Origin of the sequence: Companilactobacillus insicii (genome assembly GCF_003946015.1) — a bacterium.
Classification (GTDB): domain Bacteria; phylum Bacillota; class Bacilli; order Lactobacillales; family Lactobacillaceae; genus Companilactobacillus; species Companilactobacillus insicii.
The window spans coordinates 111,103-136,310 of the sequence record NZ_RHNU01000003.1 but is presented as its reverse complement, the minus strand read 5'-3'; the positions used below and the strand labels follow the sequence as shown (position 1 = coordinate 136,310).

General features: G+C 34.6%; 20 protein-coding genes. 13 read left to right on the top strand and 7 right to left on the bottom strand.

Annotated features, from left to right (window positions below):
* Positions 1 to 392 precede the first annotated feature (392 nt).
* Entirely contained in the window at positions 393 to 974 is a 582-nt protein-coding gene (locus EKM79_RS01985) for a TetR/AcrR family transcriptional regulator (protein WP_125565459.1), read from the bottom strand.
* 308 nt (positions 975 to 1,282) lie between these two features.
* On the opposite strand from EKM79_RS01985, the gene EKM79_RS01980 reads away from it, so the two are divergent.
* From EKM79_RS01980 to EKM79_RS01955, 6 genes are all read left to right on the top strand, one after another.
* Positions 1,283 to 4,315, top strand: coding sequence for an MMPL family transporter (locus EKM79_RS01980; RefSeq protein ID WP_125565458.1), 3,033 nt, complete (start codon positions 1,283 to 1,285; stop codon positions 4,313 to 4,315).
* A 111-nt stretch (positions 4,316 to 4,426) separates the two neighbouring features.
* On the top strand, positions 4,427 to 5,302 hold the full coding sequence (locus tag EKM79_RS01975; RefSeq protein WP_125565457.1) for a LysR family transcriptional regulator: 876 nt from the start codon (positions 4,427 to 4,429) through the stop codon (positions 5,300 to 5,302).
* A gap of 97 nt (positions 5,303 to 5,399) precedes the next feature.
* Entirely contained in the window at positions 5,400 to 6,875 is a 1,476-nt protein-coding gene (locus EKM79_RS01970) for a UbiD family decarboxylase (protein WP_125565456.1), read from the top strand.
* 18 nt (positions 6,876 to 6,893) lie between these two features.
* On the top strand, positions 6,894 to 7,469 hold the full coding sequence (locus EKM79_RS01965; RefSeq protein ID WP_125565455.1) for a UbiX family flavin prenyltransferase: 576 nt from the start codon (positions 6,894 to 6,896) through the stop codon (positions 7,467 to 7,469).
* Positions 7,469 to 7,879, top strand: a complete 411-nt coding sequence (gene lpdD, locus EKM79_RS01960; RefSeq protein WP_125565454.1) for a prenylated flavin chaperone LpdD — start codon at positions 7,469 to 7,471, stop codon at positions 7,877 to 7,879. The genes EKM79_RS01965 and lpdD overlap by 1 nt, the downstream gene beginning before the upstream one ends.
* Positions 7,880 to 7,968: 89 nt before the next feature.
* Entirely contained in the window at positions 7,969 to 8,187 is a 219-nt protein-coding gene (locus tag EKM79_RS01955) for a hypothetical protein (protein ID WP_125565453.1), read from the top strand.
* Positions 8,188 to 8,275: 88 nt separating this feature from the next.
* Here EKM79_RS01955 and coaBC read toward each other — a convergent pair whose 3' ends face one another.
* On the bottom strand, positions 8,276 to 9,478 hold the full coding sequence (coaBC, locus tag EKM79_RS01950; protein WP_125565452.1) for a bifunctional phosphopantothenoylcysteine decarboxylase/phosphopantothenate--cysteine ligase CoaBC: 1,203 nt from the start codon (positions 9,476 to 9,478) through the stop codon (positions 8,276 to 8,278).
* Positions 9,479 to 9,804: 326 nt separating this feature from the next.
* On the opposite strand from coaBC, the gene EKM79_RS01945 reads away from it, so the two are divergent.
* Positions 9,805 to 12,510, top strand: a complete 2,706-nt coding sequence (locus EKM79_RS01945; RefSeq protein WP_125565451.1) for a glycoside hydrolase family 3 protein — start codon at positions 9,805 to 9,807, stop codon at positions 12,508 to 12,510.
* A 62-nt stretch (positions 12,511 to 12,572) separates the two neighbouring features.
* Here EKM79_RS01945 and EKM79_RS01940 read toward each other — a convergent pair whose 3' ends face one another.
* Positions 12,573 to 13,121 (bottom strand): NADPH-dependent FMN reductase, encoded by a 549-nt coding sequence (locus EKM79_RS01940; protein WP_125565450.1) that lies wholly within the window; start codon positions 13,119 to 13,121, stop codon positions 12,573 to 12,575.
* A 306-nt stretch (positions 13,122 to 13,427) separates the two neighbouring features.
* On the opposite strand from EKM79_RS01940, the gene EKM79_RS12315 reads away from it, so the two are divergent.
* Both EKM79_RS12315 and EKM79_RS01930 read left to right on the top strand, forming a co-directional pair.
* Complete coding sequence (locus EKM79_RS12315; protein ID WP_211331257.1) at positions 13,428 to 14,123, top strand: hydrolase; 696 nt, start codon at positions 13,428 to 13,430, stop codon at positions 14,121 to 14,123.
* Between the two features lie 119 nt (positions 14,124 to 14,242).
* Complete coding sequence (locus tag EKM79_RS01930) at positions 14,243 to 15,238, top strand: zinc-binding alcohol dehydrogenase family protein (protein WP_125565449.1); 996 nt, start codon at positions 14,243 to 14,245, stop codon at positions 15,236 to 15,238.
* 33 nt (positions 15,239 to 15,271) lie between these two features.
* Here EKM79_RS01930 and EKM79_RS01925 read toward each other — a convergent pair whose 3' ends face one another.
* A complete protein-coding gene (locus EKM79_RS01925; RefSeq protein WP_125565448.1) occupies positions 15,272 to 16,051 on the bottom strand; it encodes an HAD family hydrolase in 780 nt (259 codons plus the stop codon).
* Positions 16,052 to 16,153: 102 nt separating this feature from the next.
* Between EKM79_RS01925 and EKM79_RS01920 the strand changes: the two genes are divergently transcribed.
* Together EKM79_RS01920 and EKM79_RS01915 are read left to right on the top strand one after the other, a co-directional pair.
* On the top strand, positions 16,154 to 16,903 hold the full coding sequence (locus tag EKM79_RS01920) for a response regulator transcription factor (protein WP_125565447.1): 750 nt from the start codon (positions 16,154 to 16,156) through the stop codon (positions 16,901 to 16,903).
* A gap of 3 nt (positions 16,904 to 16,906) precedes the next feature.
* Complete coding sequence (locus EKM79_RS01915; protein ID WP_125565446.1) at positions 16,907 to 18,421, top strand: sensor histidine kinase; 1,515 nt, start codon at positions 16,907 to 16,909, stop codon at positions 18,419 to 18,421.
* Between the two features lie 41 nt (positions 18,422 to 18,462).
* Here EKM79_RS01915 and EKM79_RS12335 read toward each other — a convergent pair whose 3' ends face one another.
* The 3 genes from EKM79_RS12335 to EKM79_RS01905 form a co-directional block, all read right to left on the bottom strand.
* Complete coding sequence (locus tag EKM79_RS12335; RefSeq protein ID WP_246005597.1) at positions 18,463 to 19,065, bottom strand: hypothetical protein; 603 nt, start codon at positions 19,063 to 19,065, stop codon at positions 18,463 to 18,465.
* A 93-nt stretch (positions 19,066 to 19,158) separates the two neighbouring features.
* A complete protein-coding gene (locus EKM79_RS01910; RefSeq protein WP_246005596.1) occupies positions 19,159 to 20,625 on the bottom strand; it encodes an LTA synthase family protein in 1,467 nt (488 codons plus the stop codon).
* 180 nt (positions 20,626 to 20,805) lie between these two features.
* Positions 20,806 to 22,953, bottom strand: coding sequence for an LTA synthase family protein (locus EKM79_RS01905; RefSeq protein WP_164505978.1), 2,148 nt, complete (start codon positions 22,951 to 22,953; stop codon positions 20,806 to 20,808).
* A 100-nt stretch (positions 22,954 to 23,053) separates the two neighbouring features.
* Between EKM79_RS01905 and EKM79_RS01900 the strand changes: the two genes are divergently transcribed.
* Complete coding sequence (locus tag EKM79_RS01900) at positions 23,054 to 23,683, top strand: VanZ family protein (protein WP_342769514.1); 630 nt, start codon at positions 23,054 to 23,056, stop codon at positions 23,681 to 23,683.
* Positions 23,684 to 23,734: 51 nt separating this feature from the next.
* A complete protein-coding gene (locus tag EKM79_RS01895; RefSeq protein WP_125565445.1) occupies positions 23,735 to 25,075 on the top strand; it encodes a glucose-6-phosphate isomerase in 1,341 nt (446 codons plus the stop codon).
* Positions 25,076 to 25,208: the final 133 nt, after the last annotated feature.

Here is a 25,208-nt window from a genome sequence, read left to right as displayed (position 1 = left end):
GTGCATAAAAATAGGCATCCTCATTGAGGATGCCCATAGGCCAAAAATCATTCATCAATACTATTTGACAAAGAGCCAAAAATATCTAGCTTTTTGATTATCGAATAATATAGCACTTATTTATTGATTTAGTTAATTACATCATATAAAAAATAACAAATGTATTAGTCTCTGGGTGTAAGGAATGTTGGCTGCAGTGAAGGTGGCGTTGTGGCTTTAGCCATTACGCCACGGGACGAGTTTTGAAATTCGCGTTTTTTTGCGAAGTTCAAAACCGAGCTAGGAGACCTTGGCTCCAAGCGGTCCCACAGCGCCAATATTTCTTGTATCCAGAGACGGCAACTAACCAAACTCGAGAAAGAACCCTTTTAAAGAAGAATTACAGTCCTTTTTTATTCATTTAATCCACCATTTAACAAATTAACCAAATATTCATCAGCAATTTCGACATCAATATTTGGCTGTTCGAATAAACACCATTCTAGAACAGCAATTATTAAATCACTATAAAATCTTGCTAATAATTTGGCTGGAACTTTAACTTGTTCGTTTTCGGCACAATATTCGTATACTATTGTATTGGCCTCGTGCCTGAGATAACTAGACATACTGTGCCATAAGTGGGAATCTGCCCCGTTATTCTTAGTAATATTTGCCAGTAGTTCTTGATGATTATTAAAGAATTCTAGCAACAAGTTGAATATCTCTACGATACCTTCTTCTTCGTCCGCATCTTTTGGTATTTTATTTAAAATATCCTTGCCAATGTAGGACCAGAGATACTTTAGCAAATCAAATTTATCATCGAAATAATTATAAAAAGTTGCACGAGGATATTCACTTATTTTACAAATATCATTTACTGTTATTTTATCGAATTCCTTTTCACTTAATGATTCAAACATAGCTATCCTGAATGCTTTTAGGGTTCTTTTAGCACCGAGAGTTAGATGTTGTGTTACATCAATTTTCATCTTATTTTTCCCCCATGACAATTTTATCCCACATATCCGACGGTAACATAAGTACAAATTTTTGCAAGTGCAAAGATATCGTTAACTGCTGCCTGAAAAGTTGCTTTTATTTTCATTAATTATTTGCTTTTTCAGTTTAATTTAGAATTTTTCATTACACTTTTAGACATATTGAATTATTTGTCTAAATCAATACATTTATTTATAGATTGTCTCTTGTCTAATTTAATCATTAATTTTATTATTATCGTTGTATTTTGACAGTTGTCAATTGTTATACAAGTGATTGAATTTGAGGAGATGTCAGTATGAGGCAGATCACAAGAAAATATATGCCTGCTCTAATTGGATGGATAATTGTCGTGGTGTTAGCACTCTTAGTAATGCCCAACGTATCACAATTGGTTAGAGATAAGGGAAATATAACTTTACCAAGTTATACCGAGAGTCAAAAAGCTTCTAAAATGGAGAAGCAAGCAAATGGTAATAAATCCGTACGTACTTATACAGCGGTTTTTAATAATAATGGTAATAATAAATTTAACCCTTCTCAAAATAGAAAAATCAGTCGTAAGTTGAATGGATTGGAAAATAAAAATTCACTTAAAATTGAAAAAGTTATGGGTCCTAGCGATAATGCTGAGACAAAGAAGCAATTGATTGCCAAAGATAAATCAACACAGCTGGCTCAGATCACTGTTAAAAATAATGGATCTGTTGGTCCACAAGTGAAGGAATTGCAGCGACAATTGAAAATGTCAGGAATTAGAACTTATGTTACGGGTTCGGATGCTTTAAATGATGAATTTGCAACTGTAACAGAAAGAGGAATTCAAAAAACTGAGGTTATTGCCGTAATATTTATTTTCATAGTTTTAATTTTAGTTTTCCGTTCTCCAATTGTTCCACTGGTATCATTATTAAATGTTGGTGTGGCATTCGTAACTTCGTTAAGTATTATTATGAATCTCGCTAATAAATTTAATTTTCCTATTTCCAACTTTACACAAGTATTCTTAGTTGTGGTCTTGTTTGGTATTGGGACAGATTATAATATTTTACTTTATAATTATTTTAAAGGTGCGTTAGTTAAGGGAATGTCTGCTGTTGAGGCAGCACATGATGCCCAGAGGCACGGCGGTAGAACAATTCTATATAGCGGACTTTCAGTTTTGATTGGATTTTCCGTTCTTTCGTTAGCCAAGTTCTCGTTTTATCAAAGTGCCGTTGGTGTGGCCATTGGTGTGTTGGTATTACTGGCAGTACTTTTAACTTTGAACATGTTCTTTATGGAAACACTGGGCGCTAAGATGTTTTGGCCAAGTAAGGTAACCGCTGGCCGTGGTAAAAGTAGAATGTGGTATGGATTATCACGTGCTGCTTTAGCATATCCAGTTGTAATTCTAGCAATTATTGGGATTGTTGCCGTACCATTTCTAGTTAATACTGAATCTACTCTAAACTTTAATAACGCCGATGAAGTACCAAATACTTATCAGGCCAAAAAAGGTTATGAAGTTATTCAAAGTCATTTCAGCAAGGGTATGTCAGCACCAGCAACTGTCTATATTCAAGATAAGTCTAAGATTAATACTCAGGCTAAATTAGCAGCTATTGATGATTTGACACAATATTTGAAACACGAATCCGGTGTAAAAACTGTGGCATCTGCAACACAACCAGGTGGTAACAAAATCAAGAGTATGTATTTAAAGAATCAATTGGTAAGTATTACTAACGGTTTGAATACGTCTACTAAGGGTCTAGAAAAAATCAAATTAGGATTGAACTCCGCTAGTGAACAATTACAAAATGCTAATATTAGTGGAAGTACTGCTAAAGTCCAGGAATTAGCTAGTGGTACTAGTGAGTTACAATCTGGAGCACAACAATTATCTAGTGGTATTAATCAATATACTAATGGGGTATCTAGCGTTAATAGCGGTCTACAAAGTGCAAGTGGACAAATGCCAGCTTTGACAAGTGGTGTTTCGACATTAACAAGTAGTTCGCAACAATTATCTTCTGGGTTGTCTCAATTACAAACTCAAGTAAGTTCCATTTCTAGTCAAGCCAGTCAATTATTAGCCTTGATGCAAAGTTCAGGACAAAATACGTCTGTTGCTGCCACTGAAATATCTCAATTGCAAAGTTCTATCAGCCAATTGAGTAGCGGATCTTCTGTAATTTCATCAGGAATGGGTCAATTACAAAATCAGATTCCAACACTTACATCAGGGATGTCAGCATTAGCCAATGGAACAAGTACTTTGAATGCTAATAGTTCAAACTTAACAAGTGGTGGTCAAAGAGTTGCAAGTGGAGCAGCCACAGTTAATAGTGGCGTGCAACAAATGAATACACAACTTAAACAAATGAGTTCAGAAGTTACACAATTAGAGACCGGATTGTCATCTGCAAATGATGGGCTTGATTCAATTGCATCGGGTAATAAGACAATGAAGACATATTTAGATGGATTACGAACATCATATGTTGGAGATACATTCTACTTACCTAAGCAGACTATTAAGAGTAGTGAATTCAAGCCAGCTCTTAATGCATATATGGATAGTAATCGTAAGATTGCTGAACTAACAGTCGTCTTTAAGGGTGATCCTAATAGTGATACAACTTCTAAGCAATTGAAGACTATTCAGACTGATATGAAAGCGAGATTGAAGCATAGCCCATTGAAGAATGCTAAAGTTGCTGTTGGTGGTCAAACTTCTCAAAATAATGATTTAAGAACATTGGCTAACGGAGACTTTGGTAGAACGGCTTTGATTATGACAGTAGGTATTGGAATTGCTCTGATAGTTGTTACAGAGTCAATATTGCAACCAATGACTATTATTGGAACTTTACTGTTGGCATATGAAGTTTCACTTGGAATTACAAGAATTGTTTCTAAGTTTGTATTAGGTGATCCAATGCTAAGTTGGAATACACCATTCTTTACCTTTATCATGTTAATGGCATTAGGTGTCGATTACAGCATCTTCCTAATGGTTAGATTTAAGGATGAAACACAACCTGATTTGAAGGATAGAATGCTCAATGCTGCGACTGCTATTGGTGCAGTTGTAATATCAGCGGCAATCATTTTGAGTGGTACATTTGCTGCATTAATGCCATCAGGAGTAACAACATTGATTCAGGTTGCCTTGGGAGTTATTTTTGGATTGATAATTTTGGTAATCATTCTTCCATTAACATTGTCATCGTTGATTAGTTTAACAATGTGGCATGAGAATAGAATTCATCGAGTTAAGAAACCTAAGAAATCAAAGTCAGATACTGATTCAAAAGATAAAAATGAACCGGTAACTGATCAATAAATAATATTAATCATCATATGGAGTCTTTTACTTCGTATGATGATTTTTTTGAATTAGAGAAGCTGAGAATTGAGTTATAATATTCTGAAATGGAATGAGAGAGGTGCTATTTTGAATATTCATAAATTAGAAGTTTTCGTAGATTTATCCAAAACATTGAATTATACCGAAACAGCTGAAAATCTCTATACCACGCAAGGTAATATTTCAAAACAAATATTGTCGCTTGAAAAAGAATTGTCGGTTTCTTTATTTGACCGAGAGCATCGAACGATTGTGTTGAGTGATGAAGGAAAATTAATACTTCCATATGCCAAAGAAATTCTTCAAGATAATTTTGCAATGCTACGTACATTGACCGATTATCAAGATGCCAAAAACCTAACAATTGAAATGTATGCTATTCCAACTATGCCTAGCTATTCTAGTTTTAAATATATAACTAGTTTTTTAAAACAGCATCCTGAAGTTCATATACAACTAAAAGAAGAAGAGAGTAACAAATTAATTACAGCACTAAAATCTGATAAATGTGAAATTATTTTTGCTAGAACATTTTCATTTGATGATGACGAATTGGAACAGATTGTGATGGAAAGAGATAGTTTTGTTGCAGTATTACCTAAACATCACAAGCTAGCTAAAAATAAAAAATTGAATTTAAAGGAATTGAAAGATGATAATTTTTTGATTTTAGGTCCGACGACTAATCTTTATCAACCGGTTATGGATTTGTGTAGTCAAGCGGGATTTCAACCAAATATAACTTATGAAGGTTCACGGGTTGATTTGGTTATGCAGATGGTTGCGAATAATATGGGAATATCGTTAATGATGGAAAAAACGGCTAAGAGTTTTGATAGTAATAATTTTGTCTTAGTCCCGTTGACTAATAATATCGATAATAAATTAAGTTTCTTTCGTAAAAAAGGTAAACATTCTGAAGCTAATCAGATGTTTTGGAGCTTTGTCAAAAATAACATTTAATACCATTCCAATTTGGAATGGTATTTTTAATAATCTGAATTGTTCATAAAGATAGTACGGCCTACAATTACCTCATAAGTCCAAAGGAGGAAATTTAATGGCTGACAAAGTATATGATTTGAGAAAAGTTATTGATGAACTGAAGGAACAATCAGGACAATATCATGAAACAAATGTGGAAGTGGACCCTAATGCTGAATTATCAGGTGTTTATCGATACATTGGCGCTGGCGGGACAGTAGAGCGACCTACTCAATCAGGTCCAGCAATGATGTTTAATAACGTCAAGGGATTTCCAAATACACGTGTTTTCATTGGTGCTATGGCTAGTCGTCAACGTGATGGAATGATTTTACATCATGATTACAAGACAGTTGGTCGCCTGTTGAAGGATTCAGTTGAAAATCCTGTTAAACCAGTTAAGGTTTCAAAAAAAGAAGCCCCCGTTCAAGAAGTGGTTCATTTAGCAACCGATAAAGGATTCGATATTAGAAAAATTTTACCAGCACCAACTAATACTGAATACGATGCTGGTCCGTACATTACTATGGGATTAGTATTCGGATCTGATCCTGATAAAACTATGAGTGATGTTACTATTCATCGTATGGTATTGGAAGATAAGGATACTATCGGTATGTACATTATGCCTGGTGGTCGTCACATTGGACATTTTCAAAAACAATTTGAGAAGTTGAACAAACCAATGCCGATTACAATCAATATTGGTTTGGATCCAGCCATTACCATTGGTGCCACCTTTGAACCACCAACAACCCCACTAGGTTATAACGAATTGTGGGTAGCTGGTGCATTGCGTAATCAACCAGTACAAATAGTTGACGGTGTTGCTGTGAACGAAAAAGCAATTGCTCGTGCAGAATATGTTGTTGAAGCCGAGATAATGCCTAATCAAACTATGCAAGAGGATATCAATACGGGTACTGGGAAGGCAATGCCTGAATTCCCTGGATATAATGGCGACGCTAATCCAGCAGTAAATGTTGTTAAGGTTAAGGCGATAACTCACAGAAAAGATAACCCTATTATGCAAACAACAATTGGACCTAGTGAGGAGCATGTCTCGATGGCGGGTATACCAACTGAAGCAAGTATTTTAGAGCTTGTTGATCGAGCTATTCCTGGAAAAGTTGTTAATGTTTATAATCCACCTGCTGGTGGAGGTAAGTTCATGACTATTATGCAAATTCATAAGGATACTGAAACAGATGAAGGTATTCAGAAGCAGGCTGCTATTTTAGCTTTATCAGCATTTAAAGAATTGAAGACGGTTATTTTAGTTGATGAAGATGTTGATATTTTTGATATGAACGATGTTATTTGGACACTTAATACAAGGTTCCAAGGTGACAAAGACATTATGGTCTTGCCGGGAATGAGAAATCATCCACTGGATCCATCTGAAAGACCGGAATACGATCCTAAGTCCATTCGGTTCCGAGGGATGAGTTCAAAGACTATTTTTGATGGTACAGTTCCATTTGATATGAAAGATCAATTCAAACGTGCCAGTTTTAAAGAAGTACCGGATTGGAAGAAGTTTTTAGATTAGTTATAGGAGGTAATGTCAATGGTTGAACGTAAGAAAAAAATTGTCATCGGAGTAACTGGTGCCTCAGGAACTATTTATGCGATAGATTTGATTAAGAAGTTACAGAGGATTCCTAATGTTGAAACCCACGGTGTATTCAGTGCCTGGGCTAAGAAAAATCTTCAATTAGAAACTGATTATTCATTGGAAGATATTCGTAATATGCTTGATTTTTATTATAATGATGGTGATTTGGGCGCTACTGTAGCTAGCGGCTCTTTTATAACTGATGGAATGGTTATTGTTCCTGCTAGTATGAAGACCGTTGCTAGTATTTCTGTTGGTATCGGTGATAATTTGATCTCGCGTGCAGCCGATGTTACTTTGAAAGAACAAAGAAAGTTAATCATGGTTCCGCGTGAGACGCCTTTGAATACAATTCATTTGGAAAACATGACAAAGTTATCAAAAATGGGTGTTCAAATGATTCCACCAATCCCAGCTTTTTATAATCATCCCAAGACAATTCAGGATTTGGTTGACCACCAAACTATGAAGGTATTAGATGCATTAGGAATTGAAAATGATTCCGATGGACGCTGGGAGGGGATTTAATGCCTCAATTCAAAACTACTAAAGAAAATTACACAATAATTGCTGATGTAACAGTAATTGGAAGAGACATTATGATTGAAATAACCGGTGGAGATAATCCTCATATTGGTACCGTTACGACATTAACCGCCAATACTGATATGCAAACAATTCGTTATCCTAGTCATGATGGACGCCTACATAAAGATGACGTTTTAGCACGTAGAATCGGTAAAATAATCCAGACCAAATTACCAGGTAGCTGTACGATTACAGCTGGAGTGCATGTTAATAGTATTTCTAAGAAACAAATTATGGTCTCTGGAATTATGGCTAAGAATCTTGGCACGCAGATTTTAAATTGGATTGAAATTACTAATTTTGATATTCAAATGCCAATTTATTATAGTGATTCTGAAAGTCCAAAGTAATTTTTATGTTTTAATATAATTATATTTGTGAGCAATTAGCTGGTATATGGCAGTTTCTGGAACTATTATCATGGCAAAATATAAAGAAGATGAGTACAATGTTTATTATTTTGCTAGGTATTATGGCCATTGCTATAGGAATTTACCAACTACTAGGAACCCGTGTTTTCTTTGAACTAGAGAAAAAAGAAGGTCAAATGAATGCACCAAAAGTTGAGTATGCAGAATGGTCCTCTATATTAGTTTCTTCCATTATTATCATTGTTGGAATATGTGTACTTGCTTATGTTGGTGTTACAGCATATTGATAAAACAAATAAAACAGTGTCCATTTATTCAGCATGGACACGCTATGAATAGCAAAAGGAATTACCATCATCGGTAATTCCTTATTTTTTACTTTATATTATTTTCATAGTATTCCCAGAACTTAGCAGCAATATCATTCTTAGACATCAAAGGCCAAGTTACAGGTTCTTTATCACGTTGAATCAAAGTGATTTGATTAGTATCAACGTTGAAACCAGTATTTTCCTTTGAAACATCATTGGCAAGAATCATATTAGCGTTTTTGTCATATAATTTTTTCTTTGCATAGGGAATGAGATTCTCAGTTTCAGCAGCAAATCCAACAATGAATTGATTTTCACGTTTTTTTGATATTTCTTTTAGAATATCAGGATTCTTCTTTAATTCAATACTATACAATTCTTTGTTGTCATTCTTTTTGATTTTTTGATCAGCTTTATGAATAGGTCTGAAGTCAGAAACCGCTGCGGCCATGACTAATACGTTACTACTTTCAAAATGTGTTTCTAGTTCCTTTTGCATTTCTAGAGCAGTGGAAACTTTTATTTCATTTAAATTTGGTGAATTGAGTTGGTCGTGTACAGTTGTTATTAAGGTTACATGAGCTCCCATATCGGCTGCAACATTAGCCATGGCGATGCCCATTTTACCTGATGAGTTGTTTCCAATGAACCTAACGGGATCAATGGCTTCTTTTGTCCCACCAGCCGTAACGATAACATTTACACCAGCAAGGACCGGTTTAGTAAATGTCTTAAATATTTCTACCATTACAGTTGTCAGATCAGGTAGGCGTCCTTTGCCAGATTCACCCTCAGCTAAAAATCCTGAATCTGGTTGAACAATTCTGACATCCATTAAGTCTAGTGTTCTTATATTATTTTGAACAGCTGGATTATTCCACATAGTGGTATTCATGGCAGGAAATATTAGTTTTGGTGCATCGGTTGCTAATAATGTTGTAGATGCTAAATCATCAGCAATCCCGTTTGCCATTTTTGCGATTATATTTGCAGTTGCTGGAATGACGATTGCTAAATCAGTCCAGTGGGCCAATTTAATGTGGGGAATGAAATCATCTTGAGCTGATTGAGCAATAAAATTGTCAGTTAAGACAGGACGCTGGCTTAATGTAGCAAATGTTAATGGTGTAACGAATTCTTGAGCTGCCTTTGTCATTACAACTTGAACTTCAGCCTGATTTTTAATTAATTCACGAACAATATTTAGAGATTTGTAGACGGCTATGCCGCCAGTTACATAGAGCGTAATGTGTTTCCCTTTTAACATACAGTCACCTCATATTCTTTCATACTATATTATACCTTGTTTTATTGCATTATAATGAATCTTATATAGGAGGAATTTATGAATACTGCAACTATAGATATTATTATCGCAATTTTATTGATTATATTTATCAACAATCCGCTGTTACGATTTTTTCAAAATACGATTAATTTGAATTTTATTTTTAGTGAAATAATTATCGCTATAATTATAATTATATTGATTTTTTTACTAAATAAATTTGTTTTAAGACGAATTTTCTCAAATAAGTCTAAATAAAAGCGTAAAATTATAACTGAAATGTTTCACCTAAGGAGTGGTCAGTGATGAAACAAGATATGTCACAGCGAGAAATTAAAAACTTAGAATTATCTAAAAAAGCAGCACAAGATGGAATGGTTTTACTGCAAAATGATAATAAAGTTCTACCGTTACGTAATAAAAAGGTTGCACTTTATGGAAGTGGATCTTTTGCTACTGTTAAAGGAGGTACAGGCTCTGGTGATGTAAATCAGCGTCATGTTTCTTCTATTATAATGGGTCTTGAAAAACGTGGTTTTGAAATAACTACTAAATCATGGTTAACAAGATTTCAGAGATATTATGATTCTAAGAAAAAAGAATATTATGACAAGTTAGACGGCTCACTTGCCTCATTGTTAGCTCCCGCCTTTTCAATGGATGATTTGGAAGTTGGAGAATTTGAAGATGCACTAACAGGAATATATGTTGTTTCCAGAAGTTCTGGTGAAGGACATGATCGTAAAAATGAAAAGGGTGATTATAAATTAACTGATAATGAGTTGTCCAATATTAAGCGAATGAGTGAATTTTATCAAAAAAGTGTTTTGCTTTTAAATGTCGGTGGAGTCATTGACACAAGTTTTATTGAGCAATGTCCATTATTAGATAGTATTTTGTTGGTTTCACAACCCGGAATGGATGCTGGAGATGCAATTGCTGAGATATTGGATGGAACAGTTACACCGTCGGGTAAACTCACAGACACTTGGGCTTTTGATTATAGTGATTATCCATCATCTAAGTATTTTGGAGAAAAGAATCCCCGTTATAACGATGGTATTTACGTTGGATATAGATATTTCGATAGTTTTAATGTTAAACCTCGATATGAATTTGGTTTTGGATTAAGTTATACCAAATTTATGATCGATAATTATAAGGTTTCAGCGAATGAACAGAATATAAATGTGAAAGTTAATATTCAGAATGTTGGAGAACATTTTAGTGGTAAAGAAGTAGTTCAATTATATGTTTCTAATCCTAAATCAAATGTTCCAACTCCCTTCCAAAGTTTACAAGCTTATGCTAAAACACGTACTTTGAAACCATCTGAAACTGAAACCTTGACGCTAAGCTTTAACACCAAGAATTTAGCCGTATTTGATAAAGAAATCGCCAGCTGGGTAATGATGCCAGGAATATATTTGCTGAGAGTTGGTAATAGTTCACGTAATACAAAGGTTATTGGAGAATTCAAATTAGATAAATTGGTTAATGTTGAAAATCTACAGCATAAATTGGTACCAAAGAATGATCCAACAGAATTAACTGAAAATAAAGTAAGCCTTGAACAAGTTGGTGGAGTGCCGTTCTTTATTTTAAAAGCTGAAAACTTTGATATTGCTAAAACCGTGGAATATACAGATAGTTCAGAAGTTACGACCTATGTTACTGATTCGAGTGCTGAATTACCTGGAAAAGGTTATGTAGAAAATGTATCTGAGGTAAGTAAAGTCTCAACTCCCAACTTATTGGATGTTTATAATCATAAGATTACCTTACAAGAGTTTGTCGCAAATATGAGTAAGTCTGATTTGATCAACTTAGTTGAAGGTACACTTAAACCAAATGTTGAAGGAAGTATGGTCGGTAACTCATCTAACCTAGTAGCGGGTGCTGCTGGTCAAACTATTGATAATGATAAATTAGGAATTCCAGCAACGGTAAATGCTGATGGACCTGCGGGATTAAGATTATCTCAAGTGTACGAGCAAAATGGTGAGACAAAATATCAATATGCAACTGCTTGGCCAATTGGAACTTTATTGGCACAAACTTGGAATCAAGATTTGATACAAAAGATCGGATTTGCGGTTGGCACTGAGATGAAAGAATTTGGGGTTACCATGTGGTTAGCACCAGGAATGAATATTCATCGTAATCCTCTTGGTGGGCGTAATTTTGAATACTTTTCAGAAGACCCAGTCCTGTCTGGTACGATTGCCGCTGCTGAAACTAAAGGAGTACAGCTACATACTGGTGTTGGAGTGGTTATTAAACATTTTTTGACTAATAATCAAGAGACTTCTAGAAATACTGGGAACAGTATTGTCGGTGAACAAGCATTACGTGAAATTTATTTAAAGAATTTTGAAATTACCGTTAAAATGTCACAACCAATGGCAGTTATGTCTTCATATAACAAGGTTAATGGAATATTTGCTGGAGAAAATTACGATTCATTAACTAGTATTTTGAGGGATGAATGGAATTTTAAAGGATTAGTGATGACCGATTGGTTCAGCTTTGCTGATTCTAAGAACAGTATGCATGCTGGGAATGATTTGATTATGCCAGGTGGATCTCAGGATAAATTATTTGCAGCGGTGGACAATCTCAAACCTGAATTTTCACACGATGGCAGTATTGCTGTTAGAAAATCATTTGATATTACAAAATTCGAAGAAACATCTGAGGAATTATGGAATGATTTTGAGCCGTCAGAAGATGGTGATAATTATATTGGAATCAATGTTTCTGGAGAAATAACTGATAAGCTAAAAAAAATGTTGTATGAAGGATCTGCTCAAATAATTAATGAGAATAAAGTATTGTTAAAGGGCAATTGGAAATCTAATAATGATTTGTACATTGGCGACCTGCAAAAATCTGCAATTAATATTCTGAAAGTCATTATGAAATCTGATAGATTTTTCGAAAAATATGATTTGAAAGAACAAAGTTACAATAAAGATATGGATTTACATAAATACTTTGAAACAAAATAAAAACTATAAGAGTTTCATCTGCATTTGATGGAATTCTTATAGTTTTTTTGAGTTCATAATTTTTAATATCTATTTAGTAATTCAACATAAGCATCAACAATGCTTTGTAAGAATCCAACTGATTTCTCAGAAACTTTGCCATTCTCGTTGAGCATGTTTGTTATATTACCAAGATATGCTTCTGGTTGTTGCAGTGTTGGCATATTTAGGAATACAAGTGATTGGCGTAAATGGTGGTTTGCACCAAATCCACTAATTGCACCAGATGATACAGAGACGATTGCAGCTGGTTTATTATCCCAGATGCTCTCACCATATGGACGAGATCCAACATCGATAGCATTCTTCAAGCCACCAGGGACTGAACGATTGTATTCAGGTGTCACGAATAAGACGCCACTTACTTCTTTCATAGTATTTCTAAATTCTGTCCAAGCAGCGGGTACGTTGCCTGGTGTATCTAAATCTTCGTTATATAGAGGTAAGTTGCCAATTTCTACGAATTCTGGTTCGTAGTCACTTGGAAACATTTCCACTAAGTTATTTGCTACTTGACGTGAATAAGAACCTTTACGCAAGCTACCTACAATTACAGCAATTTTTTTTGACATATTTACTTCCTCCAATTCCTTATATATCCAAATTATCATATTGCGATTTTTTCAACAAACAATTGTTCTCGAAGAAGACAATATTTTTTCCATTTGGGCAAAAATTAACATTGTGATAAATTCACAATGATGACAATTTTAGCAAAAAAGTCAAATTATACTAAATAATAGTCGATAATATAAACTACATTACAAAAATATTACAAAAGATGTCTTAAACACAATATTTTTATTCTTAGCGTAATACAAATGCAATATTTATCTTGTATAGTTCTCTCTTGTGATTAAGAAAACCGGGGGGATTAGTTGATAAAGCAATTGAAATTAGATGCATTGTTTTTTGTAGGATTAGTGCTAGTCGGATTTATGGGGTATACAGCCACCGTTCATGCCGACGCTCAAAACAATAATCAAGAAATAAGTAATGCGGGGGACTTTGTAAATTTGTCTAACTTGTCAGAATTGTCAAATAACAAGAAAGATAATTTTAATAAAAAAGTCTCATTACCAGGAAGTAAGGAATTCATTCCTGGAATTGAAAATAGCGAAAGAGACTATGAAATGGGAGAAGTTACAGTAGCTAAGCCAGTTAAAGCTGAAGTAGATGCTGTAACATTAGAGAACGAAGCAATAAAGGCTGAGCAAGAACAAGCTTCAGCACAAGCTCAACAGCAAGCGCAGACACAAGATGCCGCAACAATGGCAACAACGCAGGCTGCTCAACAACCAGTATCAAGAAATGTTGGTACATTTAAGATTAGTTTTTATGATCCAGCAGTATTAGGATCAAATATGGGTTACAGTGGTGTCGCTACAAATCTAGGCGTTATCCCACGTGGATCACGCTTGAAAATTACAACAGCACAAGGTGATGTTTGGTATCGAACAGTTAATGATACGGGTACATTTGCATATGACAATCCATATCAGATTGATGTTGCAATGCCAAATAACATGATTCCATCATATGGAATTACTAGTGCAACTGTAGAAATAGTTTAGAAAAATAAACGAATTTTGCAGTTAATAAGAATGAGTCTTGGGGGCTCATTACAACTAAGGGGATAGATGTTAGGTCTATGCTCTTTTTTGTTGTAAAATTGAAGTCACGAGGTGATTCGATGAAAGCATATGGTATGACGAATAATCAATTAAGTAGTTTGAAGGAATTTGAAAAAGAAACTCCTATTCCCACTGGAACTGATATTTTAGTTAAGATCGAAGGGTTATCAATTAATCCAGTTGATATCGCTACTAGAAAAGGTTTTTCTGGTAATGATAATGAACCATTGATTTTAGGATTTGATGGTTATGGTGAAGTTGTAGCTACTGGTGAAGAATCTAATAAGTTTGCTGTTGGCGATAGGGTGTTTTTTGCTGGTGATCATACACGTCCTGGAAGTTATCAAGAATATGAATTGATTGATGAAAGAATCGTATCTTTAGCGCCAACTAAAACTTCAATTGAAGATAGTGTATCTATGCCACTAGTTACTCTTACGGCAAGTGAATTGCTTTATGAAAAATTACATATTGATCCTGAATCAGACAACAGTAATAAAACAATTTTGATTATTAATGGTGCCGGAGGTGTTGGGTCGATTGCTATTCAATTAGCTCATTTGGCGGGATTAAAAGTCATTGCCACTGCTTCTTCGGATGAAAAAATAAAATGGGTCAAGAGTCTTGGTGCAGATTTAGTCGTAAATCATCATGAAGATTTAATCCAACAAGTTCATGATTTAGATATTAAATATGTTGATTACGTTTTAGGATTAAGTGATAATGATCCACATTGGAATGAAATTGTTGAATTGATTAAGCCGTTCGGTATTTTTGCGACAATTACTAATTTAAGAAATTCTCAAATTGGTGATTTAAAACAAAAGTCTGTTGATTTTGCCTGGGAATGGATGTTTACCAAAGCATTTTATAATTTAGATTCGATGTCCACACAAGGGACTTATTTGAATAAATTAGCCGATAAATTGGATAATGGAGATATAAAGTCAACAACTACTAAGGTGTTTCATGGATTAGATGTTGCAACCTTAACTGAGGCTACAGAGATGGTTGAAGCTGGTCATATGATGGGTAAGGTAGTTGTAATAAAATAAAAAAAGCTGGGATAATTCCCAGCTTTTCGTCAATTATATTAAGTTATAATGCTTCAAGCCATTAACAATACCATTGTCGGTATTAGCTGTAGTAACGAATTCAGCAGCTTCTTTGACACTATCAATACCGTTGCCCATAGCAACGCTATGTTTGATTTCTTTAATCATTGGTAAATCATTAGGACCATCGCCGAATGCATAAACAGGTTTGTCTTCTAGACCTAATCCACTTAACAAGTGTTTGATACCATTCATTTTTGAAACACCTTTGGAAATTGTATCGATTGCGTATGGACCGGTTTTGTAAAATGTTAGTTCATTACCAAATACTTTGGAATATCTTTCAGGACCATCAGGAGTAACGACCAAAATCATTGGTAGTTCTTCTTTTTCATAAAACTTAGGATCGACTTCAGGCACAGGAATTTTAACTGATTTATAGAAGTCATTTACGAATTCTGTGCTCTTAGTCGTGTACGTTTTGTCGATAGAATGCATTGTGATAATATCATTGTATTGTTTGGCTTCTTTGATGACCTTGGCCACAGTTTCAGGTGAGATAGTTTTCTTGTAAATAGTTTGTCCAGCTGATTCTACATATGCGCCGTTAAATGATACATAGGTATCAATTCCTGTTGGACCAATTACATCGAATAACTCACTTGGTGCCCGACCAGTACTGATAGCGGGTAAATAATCATTGTCACGTAATTTGTGAATGGCAGAAGCCACATTAGGATCGATTTTGGAATGTTCGTTCATCAATGTACCGTCGAGGTCGAAGAAGACAGTACCTTTATAATCATTATTCAAAAAATCACCAACTTAATTTATATTTTTATACTAATATATATAGTAGCAAGTTTTAACAAATTGTTATAGTCTTAAATCGAAAGTAGATGGAGTGAATGTTAAATGAAAATTTTAATGATAGAAGATAATAAATCTGTATCTGAAATGATGAGTATGTTTTTTCAAAAGGAAAGTTGGGATGCACATTTTGCCTACGACGGTAATGAAGCCGTAGAAATGTTCAATAAAACACCTGACGAGTGGGACATGATTACTCTTGATTTGAATCTTCCTGGTAAGGATGGCATGGAAGTAGCCAAGGAAATTCGAAAGGTTTCAAAGACTGTTCCAATTATTATGTTGACCGCTCGTGATACTGAGAGTGATCAGGTACTTGGTCTGGAATTTGGAGCTGATGATTATGTTACAAAACCATTTAGTCCAATTACTTTGATCGCCAGAATGAAGGCCATTCATCGTCGTAATGAAAGTGTAGCCGAAGAAGCTTCTAAGAGTAATACAAATGTTGAATCTGAAACAAGTGATGAAAATGATGGATTTGATGTGAATACAGGATATTTCAAATTGAATTCAAATACCCGCGAGGCCTTTTTGGGTGACAAGGAGATTCCTGACTTAACTCCTAAGGAATTTGATTTGTTGAAAACTCTAGCAAGTAAGCCTAAACAAGTTTTTTCACGTGAACAGTTGTTGGAACAAGTATGGGACTATGATTATTTTGGTGAAGAACGAACAGTTGACGCACATATTAAAAAGTTACGTCAAAAGATAGAAAAAGTAGGACCACAGGTCATTGAGACCGTATGGGGAGTGGGCTACAAGTTTGATGATTCTGGACGTAAGGTTGATTAATCAATGAAATTAATTTATCAAAATATGCTTAGTTTTTTAATCGTTATCCTTACAACCTTAGGAATAATTCTGTATTCGGTAACTAGTACTTCAACGACTTCAGAATATAATCGAACATATAAGGATCTTGAGAGCTACGCTGGTAATTTAGAGAAAATAGCTCTCAAAACTGATTCAAAAACAGGACAGATACACAATATTACAGGGGATAATATTAAAACTGTCGAGCAAGTTTTATCAGATAAGAATGTGCAATTTGCAATTTTTGACTATCAAAATGATCAGGTTTATCCAACTCCACCAACTAATGTGAAGTTACATTTGAAACAATCATATTGGAACAAGTTGAAACAAGGTAAGACCATTCGTAATATACAAAAGCCAGAAAGTTCAGAGGGAAATCCTCGCTTGAGTAATAAGAAAGAAGATCTTAGCTATGTTTATGTTCTGACTCCTTGGTTCCAAAATGGTAAGCTGATTGCTGCTGTTTGGGCTGGCTCAGATGTTTCGCAATTGCAGACTAATATTGGGGAATTGAATAAACGATTGTATTTTGCGTTGCTAATTTCACTTTTAGCGGCTATCATACTTAGTTTCTTGTTGTCACGTTATCAAGTTAACCGAATCAATCGACTTCGTGGTGCAACACGAAAGGTTGCAAATAATGATTTCTCTGTTCATATTGAAAGTAAGAATAGGGATGAACTAGATGACCTTGCCGATGACTTCAATGTCATGGTTAAGTCATTAGAGGCTTCAGATAAGGAAATCAAACGGCAAGAGCAACGTCGTAAGGAGTTCATGGCTGATGCATCACATGAGATGAGAACGCCTCTAACAACGATTAATGGCTTATTAGAGGGTCTGGCTTACGATGCTATTCCAGAAGAATCTAAGGGCCAAAGTATTCAGTTAATGCGTAACGAAACAAATCGCTTGATTCGCTTGGTTAACGAAAATCTTGATTACGAGAAGATTCGTACTAATCAAATTACATTAGCAAAGCGTGTCTTTGATGCGAATACTCCGTTGAAGGATATCGTTTCACAGTTGAAAAAGAAGGCATCTGAATCTAAGGATAAGTTGATCCTAGAAACCCCTGAAGACCAATTGGAAACATACGCTGATTACGATAGATTCGTACAAGTGATGTTTAATATTATTCAGAATTCAATTCAATTTACTGATGGCGGTGACATTACTGTCACTGGTTATCGGGCTGATGACCGTCATGCTTCGATTTTTAAAATTGAAGATACTGGTATAGGAATGTCTGAAGATCAAGTCAAGAATATTTGGGATAGATACTACAAAGCTGATCCATCACGTAAGAATCGCAAGTATGGTGAATCAGGATTAGGATTATCTATTGTTCATCAACTGATCGAAAACCATGGTGGTGAAATCAACGTTGATAGTAAGTTAAATGAGGGTACTTCGTTTACTGTAACCTTATTCGATGAAGGTTATGAGCATGGTGCCAGTGAAACCGAAAAAGATAATCGAGATAAAAATTAAATGAACCTAGGTAAAATATTAATATTTTACCTAGGTTCATTTTAATTTTTAGCATCATTTTTTAAAACATACGACCAATCATCGATTGGTGTTCGATCACCATTTAATTCCGTCGCATCAGTATTATATAAATGGGTAGTTGATTTGTTATCATTCTTGGAGTATAGACTCGTTGATCCAGTTCCTAATGATTCACGGGTTTTGATTAATCTTTGAATTTGATTTAGATAATTATACGAATCATCATTTGGGTCCACTGGTGTGAATCCATTAGGTGTGTAAAAGCGCAGCAGATTTTTATTATTAACAGCGTCGGATATTTTTAGCTTTTCATTGACCTGATCTTGCCATTTTTCGATTTTATCAACTAATTCAGGATTGTCTATCAGTTCAATTAATTCTCCAGTTTCATTACTGTAAACTTGTGGTCCTTTACTACTATTCACCACAGTGTATTTGGACGTTACGAAGTTTTTATCTCTAAAGGCAACTAGTTCTTTATGACGATTGGATAATAAATCAGAACCTACTTGTATGTATTCTTTTGTATTAATACCTGCCAGATGCAAAATGGTTGGTAAAACGTCAATTTCTCCACCGTAAGTGTGATTGATTCCACCATTTAATCCATTAAGATGAATCATGAATGGAACTTTTTGTAATTGTGAATTGTTAAATGAATTATAATCTGAAGGATTAATTCCTATAATTGGTGCTAGTGCCTTATTTCTATCAGATTATATACCAAAATGGTCTCCATACAGGACTATCATAGAATTTTTATATAATCCGGAATCTTGTAGATAATTGAAGAACTCTCTCAAGGAATTGTCGAGATAATGAGCTGATACAAAATAATCAGAAACGTGTTTATCAGAGGATTCAGGACCTACAAAATCATCCCTGTCTTCTTCAGGTAAATTAAAGTCAAAGTGATTAGAAACAGTCAAAAACTTAGTGTAGAAGGGTTGCTGCAGTTGTTCCAAGTATTTAGCACTCTCTGATAACATCAACTTGTCTTTGGTGCCATAACCGTTATTAGAATTTTTGATTGAGTTATCAAAGTATGATTGATCGAAGAAGTAATTGTAACCCATGTTTTTATAAACCTGATTCCTACTCCAAAAGCTGGCTACATTACCGTGAAAAACAGCACTAGTGTAGCCTTTCTTTTGGCCCAATATTGCTGGAGCAGATTGGAATGTGTTGTTTGGTCCCATTGATGTGAAGAAAGAGCCGCTTGGTAATCCGAAGAGTCCAGATTCTAACATTGTTTCTGCATCACTGGTTTTACCCAATCCTACTTCGTGATAAAAGTTATCAAATGCAATAGTGTTTTGATCATGATATAAACTGTTCAAGAAAGGTGTAACCTCTTGATCATTAATTTTCATTCCAATCAAAAATTGCTGGAAGCTCTCAAGATGGATTACAATAATATTTTTTCGATTGGCTTTTCCAAAGTATTTTTTACTTGGCTTTGCATAATTTTCATTGGTGTAATTGAGAACATCGTCCATGTCAGTTCCGACAGCAGTTGATCTTGCCTTATCATTCATAGCAGATTTAATGGCATCGTAACCTAAAAAAGAATTAAAGCCTAGGTATTTTACTATATATGCATGGTCAAATGCTCTTGATAATAGTTGCGGACGATTAGCTTCTGCAATCATCAGGTTTACGGAAAATAGCAATAATCCCAGAGATGTTGTTGCGGCAGCAGTTAGTTTTTTTAGAGATTTAGTGTCCATTTTTATGAACTTCGTTATGAATAAAACTATCAGAATGATAATATCGATCCAGTAAATAAAATCGTGTCCTTTAACTAAATTCAAACTGCTGGAACCAAGACCCTTAGAAACGGATGAAACCCCTAGGATCAAAGAACTAGTTATGAAATCTGTAAATTCTCGATAGTACAAAATATTGGCATATAAGAATATGGATTCAATCAAATAAATTAGTCCCATAATAATGTACGAGATTCTTGCACGTTTTATGTATAAAGGGATGCTCAGCAATACTAATGTTGTAGCGATAGGATTAATGATCATAATGAGGTGTTGTAGGGGATCATTCAGTCCTAAAGAGAAATCAGCATAGTAAGCTATAACTGTTTTTATCCACAATAGAAACACCAAAAAACAGACGAATCCTAGACGTCTGTTAAGTAGTGATTTTAGTTTTGATTTCATATTATCCATACTAATCCCTTAAATTGTGTCATATTTATACTCAAAATTATTATATCAGTTATGTAAACGTACCTTAACTTAATTTTCGTGTTAAAAAATCACAAATATCCCCGCATTTACTTAAGTAAATACGAGGGTATTTTAGATTATATTCGGAAGTAGCCGTGCTTCGTCACGCTCTTGAATAATTTACTCGTCTTCATTACTTCCTTTAAGAACACTAGACCAACTATCGATGTAAGTTCTGTCGCCATTTAGTTCTGGTGCATCAGTGTTGTATAAAGGAGTGGTTGATTTATCGTTATTCTTTGAATATACACTAGTTGATTTAAGACCTAATTCATTACGAGTTTTAACTAACTTTTGAATTTCATTTTGATAACTGTATTCTGAAGGATCAACTGGCGTGAAGCCAGTTGGTGTATAGAATCTTAATAGATTTTTGTTATTAAGAGTATCAGAGGTTTTTAATTTTTGATTAACCTCATCTTGCCACTTATCAATCTTTTTGTATAATTGTTCATTTTCATTTAAGTTAATTTGAGAGCCAGTACTATTATCGTAAACAATATGTCCACCATCATTACCGCGAATAACAGTGTACTTGGTAGTTATGAATTCCTTATCACGGAAAGCAACGATATCACTGTGTTGTTTTGATAATAGATCTGTTCCGAGCTGAACATATCCCTTGGTATGAACACCTGCGAGGTGAAGAATGGTTGGTAGAGCATCAATCTCACCGCCGTAAGTGTTATTTATACCGCCCCTTAATCCCTTCATATGAATCATAAATGGTACACGCTGCATTTGAACTTCATTAAAGTCACTGTTATTAGTATCGTATCCAAGCATTGGAGCTACTACTTTGTCTTGACCAGCATTAAGTCCATAGTGATCACCATATAATACAATCATTGAATTATCATAGATACCACTATCTTTTAGATAAGTGAAGAATTCTTTCAATGCACTATCTAGATAATGCGCTGTGACAAAGTAATTATCTACAACGCTGTTACCACTATCAGTTTTGGGAAAGTCAGGAGCTTGATCTTCATCACCAAGATCGTATGGAGTATGGTTAGTGACAGTAATGAATTTGGTGTAGAAAGGTTGTTGTAACTGTTCTAAGTATTTAACACTCTCAGATAACATTAATTTGTCTTTCATACCATAACCGATACTTGAATCATCACTTTGATTGAAGTAATTCAAATCAAAGAAATAGTCATAGCCCATATTTTTGTAGACATCGTCTCGGTTCCAGAAACTACCGACATTTCCATGGAAGACGGCACTAGTATAGTTTTCTTTTTGTTTAAGAATTGCTGGCGCGGCTTGGAAAGTGTTGTCAGATCCCAACTTGGAGAATAATGAACCTTCAGGTAATCCATAAAGACTAGTTTCCATCATATTCTCCGCATCACTAGTTCTACCACTACCAACTTCGTGGAAGAAATTGTCAAATGACATCGTATTCTTGTCGTTATACAAACTATTTAAGAAAGGTGTGACTTCTTGATCATTAACCTTCATCCCAATCAAGAATTGTTGGAAACTTTCTAAATGAATGATAATGATATTTTTTCCTCTGGCTTTGCCAAAGTATGTTTTATTTGGTGACGCATAATGTTGATTAACAAAGTCTAAAACATTGTCCATATCAGTACCAACAGCCGTTGACCTAACTTGGTTATTTTGAGCCGACTTAATGGCATCATAACCTAGAAAACTATTGAATCCTAGGTATTTTACGATATAACTATTATCGAAAGTTCTACCCAAAAGTTGCGGACGATTAGTTTCGGCTAACATCAGATTGAGCGAGAATAGAAATAATCCTAGCATGGTAGTAGCAAGGGCAGTTAGTTTACGAATCTTGGTCTTATCAATCTTGATGTAGTGGCTAGTAAATAAAATAACAATAAGAACGAAATCTAAGAAGTATAAGAAGTCGTGACCTTGCATTAAACTGGCACTACTAGTTCCTAATCCCTTAGTAACTTTGGATGCACCGGCAATTGTATTAAATGAAATAAAATCTGAAAATTCTCGGTAGTATAAAATATTTGCATATAATAAAATATTTTCTAAAACATATATAACACCCATCACAATGTACGATACAATGGCCTTGTTGATATACAAAGCTATGCTCAATAGTACGAGTGTAGTGGCGATAGGATTAATGATTAAAATGAAATGTTGCAATAAGTCATTTAATCCCAGTGAAAATTCGGCGTAGTAGGCAATAACAGTTTTTAGCCATAAGAAAAAGACTAATAAGCCGACAAAGCCGATACGCTTATTTAATAGTGATTTAATTTTATTCATAAAAATCCTTTTTTGTAAAATTTCTTTAATAAATTTATATTCTTCTAAATAAATTACTTAATTGTTAGTATAATACGTATTAAGTAAAAAGTGGGAAAGAATGAGAAAAATGATATTTTTAGGACCTTTGTATAATTATGTATCAAATATGTATGCCACTAGAATTAATCATTTTCCGTTAATTCGCTTATCTTTTTATGGTGCTGATAAAGCTATATTATATACGCTTTTCTTCATTATATTAAGATTTATTTGGATTAAGTGGAAACATAAAAAAACAAGTCTGACCCATGAGTTTTGGCTAACAGTGTTTGCTTTTTATGTATTCCTACTTTTTGCATTAACTGTCTTTAGGGATGGATACTTTTTGTGGGAATTCAAGTTCTTTTTCCATCGGCCGTTTTCAGAAATCAACACGATACCATTTGTACAAACGTTTAAATTATTAAATGCCAAGTCTTTAGTGGATTTCTTTTATAATTTATATGGTAATATTGTATGGTTCGTTCCGATGGGAATTTTCATTCCTGCTTTGGGCAAGAAGGACCGGAAGTTTATCAAGGTAGTTTTGATTGGTGCCTTGATTTCAATTTCTATCGAAGGTCTACAATTCATTTTAAACACCGGTGTGACGGATATTGATGATGTGATTTTGAATACAATTGGTGCAGCAATTGGATATTTGATATATTTTGTTGGAAATTGGTTGAAAAATCACATAAAGATTTGAAATTTTCAGTGGAAATGATAATCTAGTTTTAGGATAAATGGAGGAGAGAAAATGACACATATTAAATTTGATGATTCAAAATTAAGCAAGTTCGTTCACGAAAATGAACTAGGCGAAATGCAAAACCTTGTAAACGCTGCTGATAGTGAACTACGTAGCGGTACTGGTGCTGGTGCTGATTTCCGTGGTTTTATTGATTTACCAGTTGATTATGACAAGGATGAATTTGCTCGCATTAAGAAAGCTGCTAAGAAGATCCAATCAGATTCAGAGGTATTTGTTGGAATCGGTATTGGTGGTTCATATTTAGGTGCTCGTGCTGCTATTGATTTTCTAAGTTCATCATTCTATAACGTTAAGAACAACAAGGATGTTCCAGAAGTTTACTTTGCAGGTAACTCAATTTCTCCTAACTACCTTGCTGACTTGATTGAAGTTATCGGAGATCGTGACTTTAGTATTAACGTTATTTCTAAGTCAGGTACAACTACAGAACCTTCAATTGCTTTCCGTATCTTGAAAGCTAAGTTGGTTGAAAAGTATGGTGTTGAAGGCGCTAAGGAACGTATCTACGCTACTACTGACCGTGCTAAGGGTGCTTTGAAGACAGAATCAGATGCTGAAGGCTACGAGGAATTCGTTGTTCCTGATGATATCGGTGGACGTTTCTCAGTACTTACAGCCGTTGGTCTATTGCCAATCGCCGTTGCTGGTATTGATATTGACAAGTTGATGGAAGGTGCTGCTAAGGCTCGTGAAGACTTCTCAGATGCTGATCTATCAAAGAACGATGCATACAAATATGCTGCATTAAGAAATATTTTGTACCGTAAAGGTTACACAACAGAATTGCTTGAGAACTACGAACCAAACCTACAATACTTTGGTGAATGGTGGAAGCAATTGATGGGTGAATCAGAAGGTAAAGACCAAAAGGGTATCTACCCATCATCAGCTAACTTCTCAACTGATCTTCACTCATTAGGTCAATACATCCAAGAAGGACGTCGTAACTTGATGGAAACAGTTGTTGTCATTGACAAACCTCGTTTTGAAATGGAAATTCCTAGCGAAAAAGAAGATCTTGATGGCTTAGGTTATCTTGAAGGTAAGTCAATGGACTACGTAAACAAGCGTGCTTACGAAGGTGTTGTACTTGCTCATACTGACGGTGGCGTTCCTGTAATGAGCGTTCACATTCCAGAACAAAATGCCTACACATTAGGTTACTTGATCTACTTCTTTGAAATTGCTGTTGGCGTTTCAGGTTACTTGAATGGAATTAACCCATTCAACCAACCTGGTGTTGAAGCTTATAAGAAGAACATGTTCGCATTGCTTGGCAAACCAGGCTTTGAAGAATTAGGTAAAGAATTAAACGAACGTCTATAATAAGATGATTTTTAATAAGTCATTATCAGATCTTATCCTTTTTAGGGATGAGTTTGATAATGCCTTTTTTGTTTTATGATAAGGTATAAATTTTAAGTTATCGGTTGAGATTGTTGCCATTCTTCTATAAAGT